We start from the raw sequence: 14,702 nt of genomic DNA, 5'->3' as shown, positions 1-14,702 counted from the left end.
CCATGTCCATCAAGCAGAAGCTCATCATCAGCATCGCCGCCTGCATGCTCGCGCTGGCGGCGGTCACCGCCACGCTGGTGGACGTGGCCTCGGCGCGCAGCGTGCGGCTGGCCGCCGACCAGGCCCTGGCGTCCGCCGCCGGCGCCCTCGAGGCCACCGAGCACGCCGACGCCGAGAAGCTGGGGGCCACCCTGCGCGCGCTCAGCGCCCACCCCGGGCTGGTGGCGGCCTTCCGCGCCGGCGATCGGGCCCGCCTCCTGGTCGTGGCCGAGCCCATCTACCAGGGGCTGCTGGCGCACCACGGCGTGACCCACTTCTACTTCCACACGCTGGAGCGCGTCTGCTTCCTCCGGGTCCACCGCCCGGCCCAGTTCGGCGACACGGTGGTCCGCGTCACGCTGGGGCAGGCCGCCTCCAGGGCCGGCCTGGGGGCCGGCAAGGAGTTCGGGAAGACGGCCTTCGCCCTCAGGGTGGTCGAGCCCTGGGTGGTGGACGGCCAGACCATCGGCTACCTGGAGCTGGGCGAGGAGTTCGCCCACTTCCTGGGGCGCATGCGCACCCAGACCGGCGACGACTACGCCCTGCTCTTCGCCAAGCGCGACGCGGCGGGGCAGGAGGTCCTCGCCCACCAGGACTGGCGCGCCATGCGGGCGGGGCGCGGGCTGGCGGACGACTGGGACCTCCACCCCGCCTTCGTGGTGGCGGAGGACACCGCGCGGGCCCCGGACGCCTACGCCGACGTCGGCCCGGAGAGCCTGGCGGGGCTGCGACCGAGCGGGCGCGTCCTCTCCGAGCAACTCCGCGGCGGGCGCAGCCTGGCGCGCGGCCTGGTCCCGGTGGCCGACGCCGCCGGACGCCAGGTGGGCGCGGTGGTGGTGGAGCACGACATCACCGCGCTGCACGACAGCCTGGACCGGGCCCGCTCCGGCATCCTGGTGACGCTGCTGGCGGTGGCCATCATCCTCACCCTGGTGCTGCTGGCCATCGTGCAGCGGCTGGTCTTCGGCCGGCTCGACGCCCTGAGCGCCACGCTCGAGGACCTGGGCGGGCGGCTGGCCGGCGGCGAGTACGACGTGGGCCAGCTGGCGCCCACCGGGCCGCGCGACGAGATCGGCCGCTTCGAGGCGCTGGTGGGCAGCTTCCTCACCGGCATCGGCCGGCTGCTGACCGAGCTGACCGGCCGGCGCTGACGGCCTGCGCCGCGGCGGCCGCCGCCAGGCGGCGGCGGTCCACCGGCCCCCCGCTACTCGACGGTGACGCTCTTGGCCAGGTTGCGCGGCTGGTCCACGTCGGTGCCCTTGAGATCGGCCACGTGGTAGGCCAGGAACTGCAGCGGGATGATCGACAGCAGCGGCGTCAGCAGCGGCGGCGCGGCCGGGACGGTGAGCGCCACCTCGGCCAGGCTGGCCGCCTGCACGTCGCCCTCCGAGACCACGGCGAAGACGTGCCCGCCGCGGGCCCGCACCTCCTCCATGTTGCCCAGGGTCTTCTCGTAGGCCGGCTCGCGGGTGGCCAGCACCACCACCGGCATGGCGTCGTCGATGAGGGCGATGGGGCCGTGCTTCATCTCGCCCGCGGCGTAGCCCTCGGCGTGGATGTAGGAGATCTCCTTGAGCTTGAGGGCCCCCTCCAGCGCCACCGGGTACTGGGCGCCGCGCCCCAGGAAGAGGACGTCGCGGGCGGCGGCGCAGCGCTTGGCGATGGGCATGACGGCCGCCTCCTGGCGGATCATCTGCTCCATCCAGGAGGGGAGCTGCCGCAGCGACTCCAGCAGCTCGCGCCCCTTCTCCTGGGTCAGGGTGCCGCGCAGCCGCCCCAGCCGCACCGCCAGCAGGTAGAGGGCCGCCAGCTGGGTGGTGAAGGCCTTGGTGGAGGCCACCCCGATCTCCGGGCCGGCCCGGGTGAAGAGGGTGCCGCCGTCGCACTCGCGCGGGATGGCCGAGCCCACCACGTTGCAGATGGCGAAGGCGCGCGCCCCGCGGGCCTTGGCCACCTTGACCGCCGCCAGGGTGTCGGCCGTCTCGCCCGACTGCGAGATGGCCAGCGTCATCACCCTGGGCCCCACCAGCGGGTCGCGGTTGCGGAACTCGCTGGCCAGCTCCACCTCCACCGGCAGGCGGGCCAGCTGCTCGATCATGATGCGGCCGGCCAGCCCGGCGTGCCAGGAGGTGCCGCAGGCCACGATGGCGAGCCGGTCCAGCGAGCGGGCGTAGGGCTCGTCGAGCGTCACGCCGTCCAGCAGCACGTCGCCCTGCTCCAGCGAGGCGCGGCCGCGCACCGTGTCGGCCACCGCCCGGGGCTGCTCGAAGATCTCCTTGTGCATGAAGTGCTTGTGGCCGTCCTTCTCGGCGGCCACCGCGCTCCACTCGATCTTGCGCGGCTTGCGCTCCACCGGGGTGCCGTCCAGCGTGGAGATGCGGACGCCGCCGGCGGTCAGCACCGCCACCTCGCCCTCCTCCAGGTAGACCACCAGCCGGGTGTGCTCCAGGATGGCCGGCACGTCGGAGGCCAGGAAGTTCTCGCCCTCGCCGTAGCCGATCACCAGCGGCGAGGCGTTCTTGGCGGCCACGATCTCGCCGGGCCGCGCCTCGCTCACCACCGCGATGGCGTAGGTGCCGTGCACCCGGCCCAGCGCCTGGCGCACCCCGGTGACCAGGTCCGGCGCGCCGGCCTTGAGCGCCGCGGCGATCAGGTGGGCCACGATCTCGGTGTCGGTCTCGGAGGAGAAGCGGTCACCCTGCGAGGTGAGCTCGGCCCGCAGCTGCAGGTGGTTCTCGATGATGCCGTTGTGCACCACCGCCACGCCGCCGTAGGCGTGCGGGTGGGCGTTCTCCTCGGAGGGGCGGCCGTGGGTGGCCCAGCGGGTGTGGCCCACGCCGGTGGTGCCGGCCAGCGGCCGCAGCGCCAGCGCCGCCACCAGGTTGGCCAGCTTGCCCTTGGCCCGCTCCACCCGCAGCCCGTCGGGGCCCAGGGCGGCCACGCCGGCCGAGTCGTAGCCGCGGTACTCCAGCTTCCTGAGGCCGCCGACGATGATGTCCACGCACTGCCGGGGGCCGACGTAACCGACGATTCCGCACATGCTGGCGGTCATACCGCGCCGGTCGCGGCGCAGCCAGCCTGCGGGTCGGGGCAGGCGGGGCCTGGCCCGGGAGGGCCCCGCGGCCCCGAGGGCGCCCCGCCGCCGGCGCTCGCAGGCCGGGAGGGGAGTCCGTCGCGGCCGCTCAGGCCGAGGGCTTCACCGAGCGGCGACCGAGGAAGGTGGCCAGGAAGCGCCCGAAGCGCCGGTCGGTGGTGCCGACGTGCTCCACCATCCAGCCGCTGAGCAGCGCCACCAGCCGCCTGGCCAGGCCCAGGGTCGGCCCGGTGCGCCGCAGCTCCTCGGAGAGGAGGTGCAGGTCGGCCTCCAGCCGCTGGTGCGCCTCGAGGTGCTCGCCCAGCTCCGGGTAGCCGCTGAACTCCATGAGCCGCTGCTCCTCCGCGAAGTGCTCGCGGACGTACTGGCGCAGGTAGAGCGCCAGCGGCTCGAGCTCGGCGGCGCCGCGCTTCTCCTCCAGGGCCCGGAAGAAGAGGCCGATGCGCCGGAACAGCTCCTGGTGCTGCGCGTCGATCTCGTCCACGCCCACCGAGAGCGCCTGCGTCCAGGCCACCTGGCGCGGCACCACGAGCGGGCCTGTCCCTGCTGGAGCGTCGGTCACGAGTCGCCTCCCGGGGCGCTGCCCCGGACCGGGGTCCGGGGGGGCCTCCACTCTACCCCCCCGAGAGGCGGCGTCCACGGCCTTGGTGTCGGCCCAGCACCTACCGGCCGAGCACGGCGCGGTCGTAGTACTCGGCGCGCGGGATGCCGCTCTGGCGGGCGGTGGCCAGCGCGGCGTCCACCCGGGCGCGCAGCACCGGATAGAAGGTCCCCGGCGGGCCGGCCCCCACCAGGACCTCGCCGTTGATCACCAAGGTTGGGGTGCCCGACACCGGCACGGCCCGGCCCTGCGCCAGGTCGGCCTCGACGCGGCTGCGGTCGTCCGCCGCCACGCAGGCCCTCCAGGCGCCCTCGTCGAGCCCGGCCTGCTGGCCGGCCTGGTCCGCGAAGAAGGCGGCCGCCGTGGCGGGGCTCACGCCGGCGGCCCCCCAGCTGCCCTGGGTGGCGAACAGGGCGTCGTGCATGGGCCAGAAGTGGCCGTCCGGCGCCGGCCCCTGGGCGCGGGCGCACTCGGCCGCCACCGCGGCGGCGGCGGCGTGGGCGTGGAAGGAGAGCGGGAAGTGCTTGAACACCACCCGGACGTCGGCGGGGTAGTCCGCGGCGAGCAGCGCCAGCGAGGCCTGGGCCTGGCCGCAGTACGGGCACTGGAAGTCGGAGAACTCGACCAGCGTGACCCAGGCGTCGGCCGGCCCGCGCTGCGGGGCGGACCCCAGCGTCACCCGCGCCAGCGGCGGCTCGGCCCCGCCGCCCCCGCAGCCCGCCAGCAGGGCCGCGGCGGCGAGCGCGGCGGCCAGGGGGGCGGCGGCGCGGTGGGCGAGGCCCCTGGGCGCGGCGGGGTGCATGGTGGCGTCCGGTCGGCGCGGCGGGCCAGGTGGCTAGCGCGGGCCAGGTCGCGCGGCTGCCTTCGCCTGCGCCGCCTTGGCCGCCTGCCGCCTGGCCACCCAGCCCTCCTTGTTCACCTGCTGCGCCCGCCCCAGCGCCAGGGCGCCCGGCGGCACCGTCTGGGTGACGGTGGAGCCGGCCGCCACGTACGCCCCCGCGCCGATCTCGATGGGGGCCACCAGGATGGAGTCGGAGCCGATGAAGGCGCCGTCGCCGATGCGCGTCTCGTGCTTCTTCTCGCCGTCGTAGTTGCAGGTGATGGTGCCGGCGCCGACGTTGACCCCGGCGCCCACCACCGCGTCGCCCAGGTAGGCCAGGTGGTTGGCCTTGGAGCCCTTGCCGAGCCTGGTCTTCTTGGTCTCCACGAAGTTGCCGACGTGCACGCCCTCGCCCAGCTCGGAGCCGGGGCGGATGCGCGAGAAGGGGCCGAGCAGCGCCCCGCTGCCCACCGTGGCCGGCCCCTCCACCACCGTGTAGGGCCGCACCGTCACGCCGTCCGCCAGCAGGCCGTCGGTGATCACCACGCCCTGCCCCAGCCGGCAGCCGGCGCCCACGCGGGTGGCGCCGCGCAGCCGCACGTCCGGCTCGATCACGGAGTCGGGCCCCACCTCCACCCCCTCGTCGCACAGGAAGCGGTCCGGATCCTCCACGGTGACGCCGGCGCGCAGCAGCGCCAGGGTGCGGCGCCGCTGCAGCTCCTTGCCGGCGCGGGCCAGCTCGGCCAGGTCGTTCACCCCGGAGGCCTCCTGCGGGTCCACCTCCACGGCCACCGCCGGCGCCGCGCGGGCCGCCAGCGCCACCAGGTCGGTCAGGTAGAACTCGCCCTGGGCGTTGCGGGCGTCGACCCGGGCCAGCGCCTTCCACAGGAAGGCGGCGTCGGCGCAGTAGAGGCCGGCGTTCACCTCGGTGACGGCGCGCTCCGCCGCGGTGGCGTCCTTCTCCTCGACGATGCGCACCGGCCGGCCGCGCCCGTCGCGCAGCACCCGGCCGTAGCCGCGGGGCTCTGCCAGCCGCATGGAGGCCAGCGCCAGCGGGCTCCTGGCGCGGGCGCGAGCCTTCACCACCGCCGCCAGCGTGGCGGTGGTGAGCAGCGGCACGTCGCCCGAGAGGATGGCGATGGGCCCGGTGACCCCGCGCAGCGCCGGCTTGGCCGCCAGCACGGCGTGGGCCGTCCCCTTCTGGTCGGCCTGCAGGGCGAAGCGCAGCGGGGCGTCGGGCAGGGCGGCGCGCAGGGCCGCCTCCACCGCCGCGGCCTGGTGGCCCACCACCACCACCACCGGCGAGGCGCCGGCCTCCAGGGCGCGGCGCACCGCGTACCAGACCAGCGGGCGTCCACCCAGCGGGTGGAGCACCTTGGCGGTGATGGACTTCATGCGGGTGCCCTTGCCGGCGGCGAGGACGATGGCGGCGAGCGGCGTGCGCGGCTTCCTGGTGGCCATGGTGACCGGAGTCTGTGGCATGGCCGGGGGGTGCGGCAAGCCTCGCCGGCGGGTCGGCTCGCCACGGACGCCCGGTGCGCCTCCCGGCCCGCCGGTTGATCCCGGTCAGCCGGAGCCGGTGGGTCTTCACCGCGGGTGCACGCGACCCCGGCCGGCGGACCCGCCGGAAACGTCGGAAAGCTCGTGGATCCGGGGTGCTTCGTGCTAGCACCGCGGCTCCACCCGCCTCGATGCGCGCGTCTCCTGGAGGTCGAGCCTTGCCGCCCTGCCCCTGCGTCCTCGTGCCCGTCCCACGCCGCCTCGCCCCGGCCGCCCGGCGCCTGCTGGCCGCCGCGGCCCTGGCCTCCCTGCTGGCCTCGCCCGGCGCCCGCGCGCTCGACCAGACGCCGCCGCCCGCGCCGGTCCTCGAGACCCCGGCGCCGGGCCAGGTCCTCGACGCGGCCGCCGCGCCGGGCGGCCTGGTCACCGTGCTCGGTGGCGTGGAGGAGGGGGCCCTGGTGGAGCTGGTGCTGGACGGCCAGCCCGTCCGGGCCACCGCCGCCGGCGGGCTCTTCGCGCTGGTGCGCGCCCTGCCCGACGGATCGCACCGGCTCGAGGTGGCGGCGGTGGACGCGGCCGGCAACCGCTCCGCCGCCACCGCTCTCACCTTCTCGCTCGACACCGTGGCCCCCGCCGCCCCGCGGCTCACCTGGCCCGGGCCGGACGATCGGGCCGCGGCGGGCGCGCTGGCGCTGGCCGGCACCGCCGAGCCGGGCTGCACCGTGCTGGTGGCGGTCGGGGCCGTGGAGGCCCGGGCCACCGCGGCCGAGGACGGCACCTGGACCGCCGAGGTCACGCTGGCCGAGGGCACCTGGTCCGCCACGCTCTCCGCGGTCGACGAGGCCGGCAACCGCTCGGCGGCGCGCCAGGCCAGCCTGGGCGTGGTGCCGCCGCAGGACCTCGAGGGCGGCGGGTGCGGGCTGGCCGGCGGCCCCACCTCGGCGCTGGCGCTCCTCGGCCTGCTGGCGGCCTGGCCGCGCCGCCGCGCCCCGGGGGCGGCCTGATCCTCCGGACCCCGGGCGCCACCGGGTCGCTGGGCGGCGCCGGGCAGCGGTCGCCCGCCGATCCCTGGTAATCTCGTTCGGATGGGGATCATCAAGGACGAGACCCCGGCCGCCGGGGCGGCGGCGCGCGCCAGCCTGGTGGGGCGGATGCGCCAGCTCGAGGAGGAGCTGTCGCAGGCCCAGGGCGCCCTCGCGGCCATCGGCGGCGAGCAGCTGCCCGGGCTGCACCTGGTGGTCGAGGCGGCCGGGCGGCGCGGGCTGCTGGCGGCGGCGCGGGTGAAGGAGATCGTCCGCATGGTGGCCACCGAGCCGGTGGCGGGCGCCCCGCCGGCCATCCTCGGCACCTTCGTGTGCCGCGGCGTGCCGGTGGTGGCGGTGGACCTGGCGGCGCTGCTGGGCGTCCGCCGCCCGGTGGCGCTCGACGCGCAGATCGCCGTGCTGGTGGGCACCCCGGCGGTGGGGCTGGTCTTCGACCGCATCATGGGCCTGCACGAGCGCCCGGTGCTGCACGCCGCCGGGCGCGAGGTGGTGCCCGGCTGGGAGGAGTCGCGGCTGGTGGTGGGGCTGTGCACCGTGGCCGGCGAGGTGCTGCCGCTGCTCGACCCGTCGCCGGTGATCGCCTCGGTGCGGGAGGAGCTGTCGTGAGCGGACCGGCCGGCGCCGCGCCCGGGCTGCCGCTCGAGGAGCTCGAGCGGGTGGTCGAGGGGGCCTGCGGGCTGGCCCTCTCGCCGGGGGTGCGGCGCACGCTGCTGGAGGGCTTCCTGCGGGCCGCCCGAGACGCCGGCTCCGCCCCGGAGCCCTTCCTGCGCCGGGTCCTGGCCGGCGAGGCCCGCAGCGTGGCGGCGCTGGTGGAGCAGGCGGTGGTGGGCGAGACCTACTTCTTCCGCCACCCGGAGCAGCTGGCCGCGCTCTCCGGCCTGCTCGACGAGGCCGCGCCGGGCGGGCGGCCGCTCACCATCTGGTCGGCCGGGTGCGCCTCCGGCGAGGAGCCCTACGGCCTGGCCATGCTGCTGCTGGAGGCCGGGCGCGGCGGCGTGGCGGATCGCATCCTGGCCACCGACGTCTCGGCCCGGGCGCTGGAGGCGGCGCGGGCGGCCCGGTACGGCGGCTGGTCCCTGCGCCGCACCGACGCGGCGCTCCGGTCGCGCTGGTTCCGTGAGGCGGGGCCACGGCTCACGGTGGCGCCGCAGGTGCGGGAGCGGGTCTCCTTCAGCCGCCACAACCTGGTGCTGGAGCCGCCGCCCGGCGCCGGCTTCGACGTGGTGGTGTGCCGCAACGTGCTCATATACTTCTCCCCCGCCACGGCGGCGCAGGTGCTGGCGCGGCTGGTGGAGGCGGTGCGGCCGGGCGGCTACCTGCTGCTCGGGCCGGTGGAGGAGCCGCTGGCGGCCGGGCTGCCGCTGCTGCGGGTGGAGCGGCCGGGCGCCACGCTGCTGCGCCGGCCGCCCTACGCGGTGTCGGACGCGTCGCGGCGCCTGCTGGAGTCCCTGCGCGGCCGCCGGGCCGAGCCGGGGAGCCCGCCCCCAGACCCCGCCGCCCGCTGCTGCGGGCCGGTCGGCGCGGCCGCCTTCCGGGCCGCCCGCGAGGCGGCGCGGGCCGGCGACCTGGCCGGCGCCGAGCGGCTGGCCGGCGAGGCCGCCACCCGCCACCGCTGCCCCGAGTCCTTCCTGCTCCTGGCGGTGGCCGCCGAGGTGCGCGGCGACGACGCGGCCGCCCAGGAGGCGGTGCGGCGGGCCCTGGAGCTGGCGCCAGGGCTGGCGCAGGGCCACGCCACCCTGGTGCGCCTGCACGCCCGGCAGGGCCGCCCGGGCGAGGCCGCCCTCGCCCGCCGCGCCGCCCTGGACGCCCTGGAGGGGCTGCCGGACGAGACCACCCTGCGCGGCGTCGAGCCGCTCACCGCCGGCGCCCTGCGCCAGGCCCTCGGCGCGCCGCCCGCGCCCGCCGCCACGCCTTCCCCCGGGAGCACCAGATGAAGGTCCTGCTGGTCGACGACACGCGCACGCTGCTCTCGCTCATCCAGGTCTACCTGATGGGCTGGCAGATCGAGTTCCACGAGGCCAAGGACGGCCTGGAGGGGCTGGCCAAGGCCCGCGAGCTCAGGCCGGACCTGATCGTGTCGGACGTGCGCATGCCGGGCATGGACGGCTTCGAGCTGTGCGCGGCGGTGCGCGGCGACCCCGCCCTGCACGAGATCCCGCTGGTGCTGCTCACCTCGCTCAACGACGACACCAGCCGCAAGAAGGGCAAGCTGGTGGGGGCCAGCGCCTTCCTCACCAAGCCGGTCTCGGTGGACGAGCTGCGCAAGACGGTGGGCACGCTCCTCAAGCTGCCGCCCCGGAGGTAGGCCGTGGCGAAGGCTCCCCACGGCGCCGTCGACTTCGGCGCCCTGCACCGCCGCCTCGACGAGGCCGAGGCGCGCCTGGCGGGCGACGCCACCGGCGAGGAGCGGCGCCGCGAGGTGCTGGCGGAGCGGGCCCGCGCCATCGCCGGCAGCCGCGAGGCCCCGCGCGCGGAGTGCGAGCCGGTGCTGGCCTTCGCGGTGGGCGGGGAGCGCTACGCGGTGGCGGTGGAGGCGGTGAGCCAGGTGCTGGAGGCGCGAGGGCTGCAGCCGCTGGTGGCCGCTCCCCCGTGGCTGCTGGGCGCCATGGTGGCGCGCACCCGGGTGGTGCCGGTGCTCGACCTCCGGCAGCTGCTCGGCCTGGGCGGCGGCGGGCTCTCCGACCTCGGCAAGGTGATCGTGGTGGAGCACGAGGGCGAGGCCTTCGGGCTGGCCGCCGAGGTGCTGGAGGGGCGGCTGGAGGTGCCGCGGGCCGGGCTGGTGCAGGCGCCCGCCGGCCCCTTCCTGTGGGTGGCGCCGGACCGGCTGGCGCTCCTCGACCTCGGCCAGCTCGGCCTGGCGGGCCGGGGGTAGCCGTGGAGCCCGAGCTCTTCCGCCAGATCTGGCCGGTCTTCTCGGCCGAGGCGCGCGAGCACCTGGCGGTCATCTCGGGCGGGGTGCTGGAGCTGGAGGCCGATCCGGCGCGGGTGGCCCTGCTCGACCCCATCCGACGCACCGCCCACAGCCTGAAGGGCTCGGCCGCCAGCCTGGGGCTGGGCGACGTGGAGGCGCTGGCGCACGCCATCGAGGGCTCGCTGGCCGGCTACCGGCCGGAGGTCGGGCTGGGGCGCGAGGTGGTGCAGGTGATCCTCGACGCCATCGAGGCGGTGGAGGAGGCGGTGGCGGCGGCCGACGCCGGCGGGCCGCCAACCGTGGCCTCGCTGGAGGCCCTGCTGGCCGGCCTGGGCGTCGGCGACGCGCCGCGGCGACGGGCGGCCGAGGCCTGGCGGGTCGGGGCGCCGTCGCCCGCGCAGCCCCGCGCGCGGGCCTGGCCCAGGCCGGACGACCCGGAGCCGCGCGAGCCGGAGCCGGAGCCGGAGCCGGCCGCCACCGCGCCGGTGGGCCTGGCGGCCACCACCGCCGGGCCGCTGGCGCGGCTGGAGGTGGCGCTGGAGGCGCTCTGCGCCCCGGTGGACGACGCCGCGCGGGCCGCGCTGGTGGCCGAGGCGTCGGCGGCCGGCCGGGACCTGGCGGCCGCGGTGCCGGCCCACGCCCGCGAGCTGGCGGAGCGGGTGGCGGGCGGCTTCCCGGGGCTGGGCGCCGGCGGGGCGGCGGCGGCGCGCGCCGCGGCGGCGCTGGCCGGCGACCTGGTGGAGCTGCGGCAGCGGCTGGAGCAGCCGCCCTCCGCCCCGGGCGCCGGCGCCGCGGCCGCCGAGCCCCGCCACGCCGACAAGTCCATCCGCGTCCTCACCTCCACCCTCGACTCGCTGGCCCGGCAGCTCGAGCTGCTCTCGCTCTCCGAGGCCCGCCACGCCCGGCGCGCCCGCGAGGTGGCCGCCACCGAGGACCGCTCGCGCGAGGTGGTGCGCCGGCTGGAGCAGGCGCTGCACGCGCTGCGCAGCAGCGATCCGGCCGAGGCGCGCACCGCCGTGGAGGCCGCGGCGGCGCGGCTGCGCGGCCTCACCGCCGACCTGCGCCGCCTGGCCCGCGACGGCCAGCGCGAGGCCGAGGCCCAGCAGCTGGCCGGGGCGGTGCTGCGCGACGACCTGCGGGCGCTGCGCATGGTGCCGGCCGCGCTCATGCTGGAGCCGCTCAAGCGCGCCGTGCGCGAGGTGGCGGGCCGGCTCGGCAAGCTGGTGGAGGTGGAGGTGGCCGGCGGCGACGTCAAGCTCGACCGGCGCATCGCCGACGAGCTGCGCGATCCGCTGCTGCACCTGGTGCGCAACGCCGCCGACCACGGCATCGAGGCGGCCGCGGTGCGCCTGGCGGCCGGCAAGCCCGAGGGCGGCCGCCTCACCGTGCGCGTCGAGCCGCGCGGCAGCCGCGTCGGCGTGGTGGTGGAGGACGACGGCCGCGGCCTCGACCTGGCCGCGGTGAAGGCCTCGGCGGTGCGCCGCGGCCTGCTGGCGGCCGACGCAGCGGCCCGCCTCAGCGACGAGGACGCGGCCCGGCTCATCTTCCTGCCCGGCTTCTCCACCGCCCGCGCCGTCACCGCCATCTCCGGGCGCGGGGTGGGGCTGGACGTGGTGCAGTCCACCGTGGCCCGGCTGGGCGGGGCGGTGGACGTCACCTCGGTGCCGGGCCGCTCCACCCGCTTCGACCTCGAGCTGCCGCTCACCCTGGCCGCCACCGCGGCCATCCTCTTCCGCGTCGGCCGCGACCTGGCGGCCCTCTCGGCCGACTCGGTGGAGCGGGTGCTGCTGCTGGCGCCGGCCGACGTCGGCACGGTGGCCGGGCGCGCCACCGTGGAGGTGGGGCGGGTGCAGCTGCCGGTGGCCTGGCTGTCGCAGCTGCTGGGCCTCCCGCCGGGGCGGGCCACCGGCAAGGCGGTGCCGGCGCTGGTGCTGGCGCTGGGCGCGCAGCGCGCCGTGGTGGTGGTGGACGAGGTGCTGGGGCAGCAGGAGGTGGTGGTCGGGGCGCTGGGCCTCCGGGCCGCCGGGGCCACCCACCTGGCCGGCGCGTCGGTGCTCGACGACGGGAGGGTGGTGGGGGTGCTCAACGCCGCCGAGGTGCTGCGCCGCTTCCTGCCGGCGGCGGCGCGGCCGGCCGCGGCCACCCCGCCCCGCGTGGTGGTGGCCGACGACTCGCTCACCACCCGGGCCGCCATGAAGGCGCTGCTCGAGCTGGCCGGCTACCAGGTGGCGGTGGCCGGCGACGGCGAGGAGGCCCTGGCCCTGGTGCGCGACGGCGGAGCGGCGCTGGTGGTCACCGACGTGCAGATGCCCCGGCTCGACGGCCTGGGCCTGGTGCGGCGGCTCAAGGCCGACCGGGCGCTGGCCGCCATCCCGGTGGTGCTGGTCACCTCGCTCGACACGCCGGAGGACCGCGCCGCCGGCCTGGCCGCCGGGGCAGCCGGCTACCTGGTGAAGCGCGAGGTGGAGCGCGGGCGGCTGCTCGAGCTGGTGCGGCAGCTGCTGCCGGGGGGCCCGTGATCCGCGTCCTGGTGGCCGACGACGCCCGCGCCGCCCGCGCCCTGCTGCGGGCCATCCTGGAGCAGGTGCCCGAGATCGAGGTGGTGGGCGAGGCGGCCGACGGCGCGCAGGCGGTGGCGCTGACGCTGACCCTGCGGCCAGACGTGGTCACCATGGACGTGCGCATGCCCGGCAAGGACGGGCTGGCGGCCATCGAGGAGATCATGGCCCGCGCCCCCACGCCGGTGGTGGTGGTGACCGGCCAGTCCGGGCCCGAGCACCAGGAGACCGCCTTCCGGGCGCTGCAGCTCGGCGCGGTGGAGGTGCTGCCCAAGCCGTCGGACTCCGAGCCCGGCCGCTTCGAGCGCCAGGCCGACGCCATCCGGCTGGCGGTGCGCGGGGTGGCCAGGCTCACGGTGATGACCAGGCACCACCGGCCGGCGCGGGGCGCCGGGCGATGGGGCCGGCGCTGACGCCGGCGCGGGGGACGAGCGGGGTGGGGCTTCCGGCGGGGGCCCTGCGGACGACCGCGGCTCCGACCCCGACCGCGCCCTCGACCTCGACCCCGACCCCGACCGCGCCCTCGACCCCGCCCTCGACCTCGACCTCGGCCCCGACCTCGGCCTCGGCCTCGCACCCGGCCCTGACCCCGGCCCCGACCTCGACCCCGCACACCCGCCACCGCCCCACCGCTCCGCCCCAGCGCCCCGAGGGCCCTGCGCCCCTCCCCTCCGCCCTCCACCCGCGGCCGCCGCGCGGCGTGGTCGGGGTGGTGGCCTCCACCGGCGGTCCGCCGGCCTTGGCCCGCCTGCTCTCCGGCCTGCCGGCCTCCTTCCCGGCCGCGGTGCTGGTGGTGCAGCACATCGCCGCCGGCTTCGAGACTGGCCTGGTGCACTGGCTGGCGCGCCACACCCCGCTCGGCGTGAAGCTGGCCGAGCACGGCGAGCCCCTGCACGGCGGGGTGGTCTACCTGGCGCGCGAGGGGCGCCACCTCACCGCGCTGATCGGCACCGCCTACCTCGACGACGCCCCGCCGGTGCGCGGCTTCCGCCCGTCCGGCACCGCCCTCTTCCACTCGCTGGCGCGCGAGTACGGCCCCGGCGCCTGCGGGCTGGTGCTCACCGGCATGGGCGACGACGGGGTGGACGGGCTCGCGGCCGTGCGCGCCAAGGGCGGCGCCACCTGGGCCCAGGGGCCGGCCTCCTCGGTGGTCTACGGCATGCCGCGCGAGGCGGCGCGCCGCGGGGCCGCGGCCGAGACCCTGGAGCTCGACGACCTGGCCCCCGCGCTGGTGCTTCGCCTCATGGGGGACCTGCCGCGGTGAGCGGAGCCGCGCCGCTCGGCGAGGCGGAGCTGGCCGCGGCCGGGCGCGCCCTGGCGCGGTGGGCCGGGCTGTCACTGGGGGCCGGGCTGGAGGCCACGCTGCGCCGGGCCGTCGCCGCCGCCGCGCAGGAGCTCGAACGCTCGCCCGCCGCGCTGGCCGCCGCGGTGGCGGCCGGCGACCACGCCGCCACCGAGGTGCTGGCCGAGCACGCCGTGGTGGGAGAGACCTCCTTCTGGCGCCACGCCGAGGGGCTTCTGGCGCTGGCCCACCGGCTGGCCGGCGCGGCCGGGCCGCTCTCGATCTGGTCGGCCGGGTGCGCCACCGGCGAGGAGCCCTACAGCCTGGCGGTGGCGCTGCTGGAGGCCGGCCGCGACGTGGCCGGCGACACCCTGCTGGCCACCGACCTCTCCCAGCGGGCGCTCGCGCGGGCCCGGGCCGGGCTCTACCGCGCCCGCGCGCTGCGCCGCCTGCCGCGGGCGCTGGCCGGGCGGTGGTTCCAGGCCTCCGACCAGGGCGCCAGGGTGGACCCCCGCGCCGCCGCACCGGTCCGCTTCCTGCGCCACAACCTGCTCGAGCCCGCGCCGCCGGGGCCCTTCGACGCCGTGGTGTGCCGCAACGTGCTCATCTACTTCGAGGCCGCCGTGGCGGCCGCGGCGCTCCAGCGGCTGGCCGGGGCGCTCAAGCCAGGTGGGCTCCTGCTCCTCGGGCCCGTCGAGCTGCCGCTCGCCACCGGCCTCGGCCTCGCGCTCGAGGAGGAGGGCGGGGCCACGCTGCTGAGGCGGGGCTGACGCGGCTGGAGGAGCTCCCCTCCTCCGAGGGGGTGCGCTGCTGCGTGTGCACCGCGCCACCTGCGCCACCCAGCCTCACCAGCG

General features: G+C 78.0%; 14 protein-coding genes. 10 read left to right on the top strand and 4 right to left on the bottom strand.

Annotated features, from left to right (window positions below):
• Positions 1–2: 2 nt before the first annotated feature.
• Positions 3–1,190: a HAMP domain-containing protein gene (locus tag IPO09_12985; protein ID MBK9518237.1), complete on the top strand. Its 1,188-nt coding sequence runs from the start codon at positions 3–5 to the stop codon at positions 1,188–1,190.
• A 53-nt stretch (positions 1,191–1,243) separates the two neighbouring features.
• Here the strand turns inward: IPO09_12985 and glmS are convergent, their stop codons facing one another.
• The 4 genes from glmS to glmU all read right to left on the bottom strand — a co-directional run bounded on the left by glmS (position 1,244) and on the right by glmU (position 6,015).
• A complete protein-coding gene (glmS, locus tag IPO09_12980; protein MBK9518236.1) occupies positions 1,244–3,079 on the bottom strand; it encodes a glutamine--fructose-6-phosphate transaminase (isomerizing) in 1,836 nt (611 codons plus the stop codon).
• 142 nt (positions 3,080–3,221) lie between these two features.
• Positions 3,222–3,662 (bottom strand): hemerythrin family protein, encoded by a 441-nt coding sequence (locus IPO09_12975; protein MBK9518235.1) that lies wholly within the window; start codon positions 3,660–3,662, stop codon positions 3,222–3,224.
• Between the two features lie 133 nt (positions 3,663–3,795).
• Complete coding sequence (locus tag IPO09_12970) at positions 3,796–4,536, bottom strand: DsbA family protein (protein MBK9518234.1); 741 nt, start codon at positions 4,534–4,536, stop codon at positions 3,796–3,798.
• 33 nt (positions 4,537–4,569) lie between these two features.
• Entirely contained in the window at positions 4,570–6,015 is a 1,446-nt protein-coding gene (gene glmU / locus IPO09_12965) for a bifunctional UDP-N-acetylglucosamine diphosphorylase/glucosamine-1-phosphate N-acetyltransferase GlmU (GenBank protein MBK9518233.1), read from the bottom strand.
• 281 nt (positions 6,016–6,296) lie between these two features.
• On the opposite strand from glmU, the gene IPO09_12960 reads away from it, so the two are divergent.
• From IPO09_12960 to IPO09_12920, 9 genes are all read left to right on the top strand, one after another.
• Positions 6,297–7,058 (top strand): hypothetical protein, encoded by a 762-nt coding sequence (locus IPO09_12960; protein MBK9518232.1) that lies wholly within the window; start codon positions 6,297–6,299, stop codon positions 7,056–7,058.
• A gap of 81 nt (positions 7,059–7,139) precedes the next feature.
• A complete protein-coding gene (locus IPO09_12955; protein MBK9518231.1) occupies positions 7,140–7,703 on the top strand; it encodes a chemotaxis protein CheW in 564 nt (187 codons plus the stop codon).
• A gap of 26 nt (positions 7,704–7,729) precedes the next feature.
• Positions 7,730–9,031: a chemotaxis protein CheR gene (locus IPO09_12950; protein MBK9518230.1), complete on the top strand. Its 1,302-nt coding sequence runs from the start codon at positions 7,730–7,732 to the stop codon at positions 9,029–9,031.
• Entirely contained in the window at positions 9,028–9,402 is a 375-nt protein-coding gene (locus IPO09_12945; GenBank protein ID MBK9518229.1) for a response regulator, read from the top strand. Before IPO09_12950 ends, IPO09_12945 begins: the two co-directional genes overlap by 4 nt.
• Before the next feature lie 3 nt (positions 9,403–9,405).
• On the top strand, positions 9,406–9,969 hold the full coding sequence (locus IPO09_12940) for a chemotaxis protein CheW (protein MBK9518228.1): 564 nt from the start codon (positions 9,406–9,408) through the stop codon (positions 9,967–9,969).
• 2 nt (positions 9,970–9,971) lie between these two features.
• Complete coding sequence (locus IPO09_12935) at positions 9,972–12,527, top strand: response regulator (protein ID MBK9518227.1); 2,556 nt, start codon at positions 9,972–9,974, stop codon at positions 12,525–12,527.
• Positions 12,527–12,979, top strand: a complete 453-nt coding sequence (locus tag IPO09_12930; GenBank protein MBK9518226.1) for a response regulator — start codon at positions 12,527–12,529, stop codon at positions 12,977–12,979. The genes IPO09_12935 and IPO09_12930 overlap by 1 nt, the downstream gene beginning before the upstream one ends.
• Positions 12,964–13,830, top strand: a complete 867-nt coding sequence (locus tag IPO09_12925; protein ID MBK9518225.1) for a chemotaxis response regulator protein-glutamate methylesterase — start codon at positions 12,964–12,966, stop codon at positions 13,828–13,830. Before IPO09_12930 ends, IPO09_12925 begins: the two co-directional genes overlap by 16 nt.
• On the top strand, positions 13,827–14,618 hold the full coding sequence (locus IPO09_12920; protein MBK9518224.1) for a methyltransferase domain-containing protein: 792 nt from the start codon (positions 13,827–13,829) through the stop codon (positions 14,616–14,618). The genes IPO09_12925 and IPO09_12920 overlap by 4 nt, the downstream gene beginning before the upstream one ends.
• Positions 14,619–14,702: the final 84 nt, after the last annotated feature.

Source organism: Anaeromyxobacter sp. (genome assembly GCA_016718565.1).
Lineage (GTDB): Bacteria > Myxococcota > Myxococcia > Myxococcales > Anaeromyxobacteraceae > JADKCZ01.
The sequence above is the reverse complement of the archived record's forward strand: the minus strand, read 5'-3'. Positions and strand labels throughout refer to the sequence as shown.

Bases quoted from the DNA above. Each gene is read 5' to 3' on its own strand.
- IPO09_12970 (MBK9518234.1), bottom strand. From the start codon at position 4,536: ATGCACCCCGCCGCGCCCAGGGGCCTCGCCCACCGCGCCGCCGCCCCC.
- IPO09_12985 (MBK9518237.1), top strand. From the start codon at position 3: ATGTCCATCAAGCAGAAGCTCATCATCAGCATCGCCGCCTGCATGCTC.
- IPO09_12945 (MBK9518229.1), top strand. From the start codon at position 9,028: ATGAAGGTCCTGCTGGTCGACGACACGCGCACGCTGCTCTCGCTCATC.
- IPO09_12955 (MBK9518231.1), top strand. From the start codon at position 7,140: ATGGGGATCATCAAGGACGAGACCCCGGCCGCCGGGGCGGCGGCGCGC.
- IPO09_12925 (MBK9518225.1), top strand. From the start codon at position 12,964: ATGGGGCCGGCGCTGACGCCGGCGCGGGGGACGAGCGGGGTGGGGCTT.
- glmS (MBK9518236.1), bottom strand. From the start codon at position 3,079: ATGTGCGGAATCGTCGGTTACGTCGGCCCCCGGCAGTGCGTGGACATC.
- glmU (MBK9518233.1), bottom strand. From the start codon at position 6,015: ATGGCCACCAGGAAGCCGCGCACGCCGCTCGCCGCCATCGTCCTCGCC.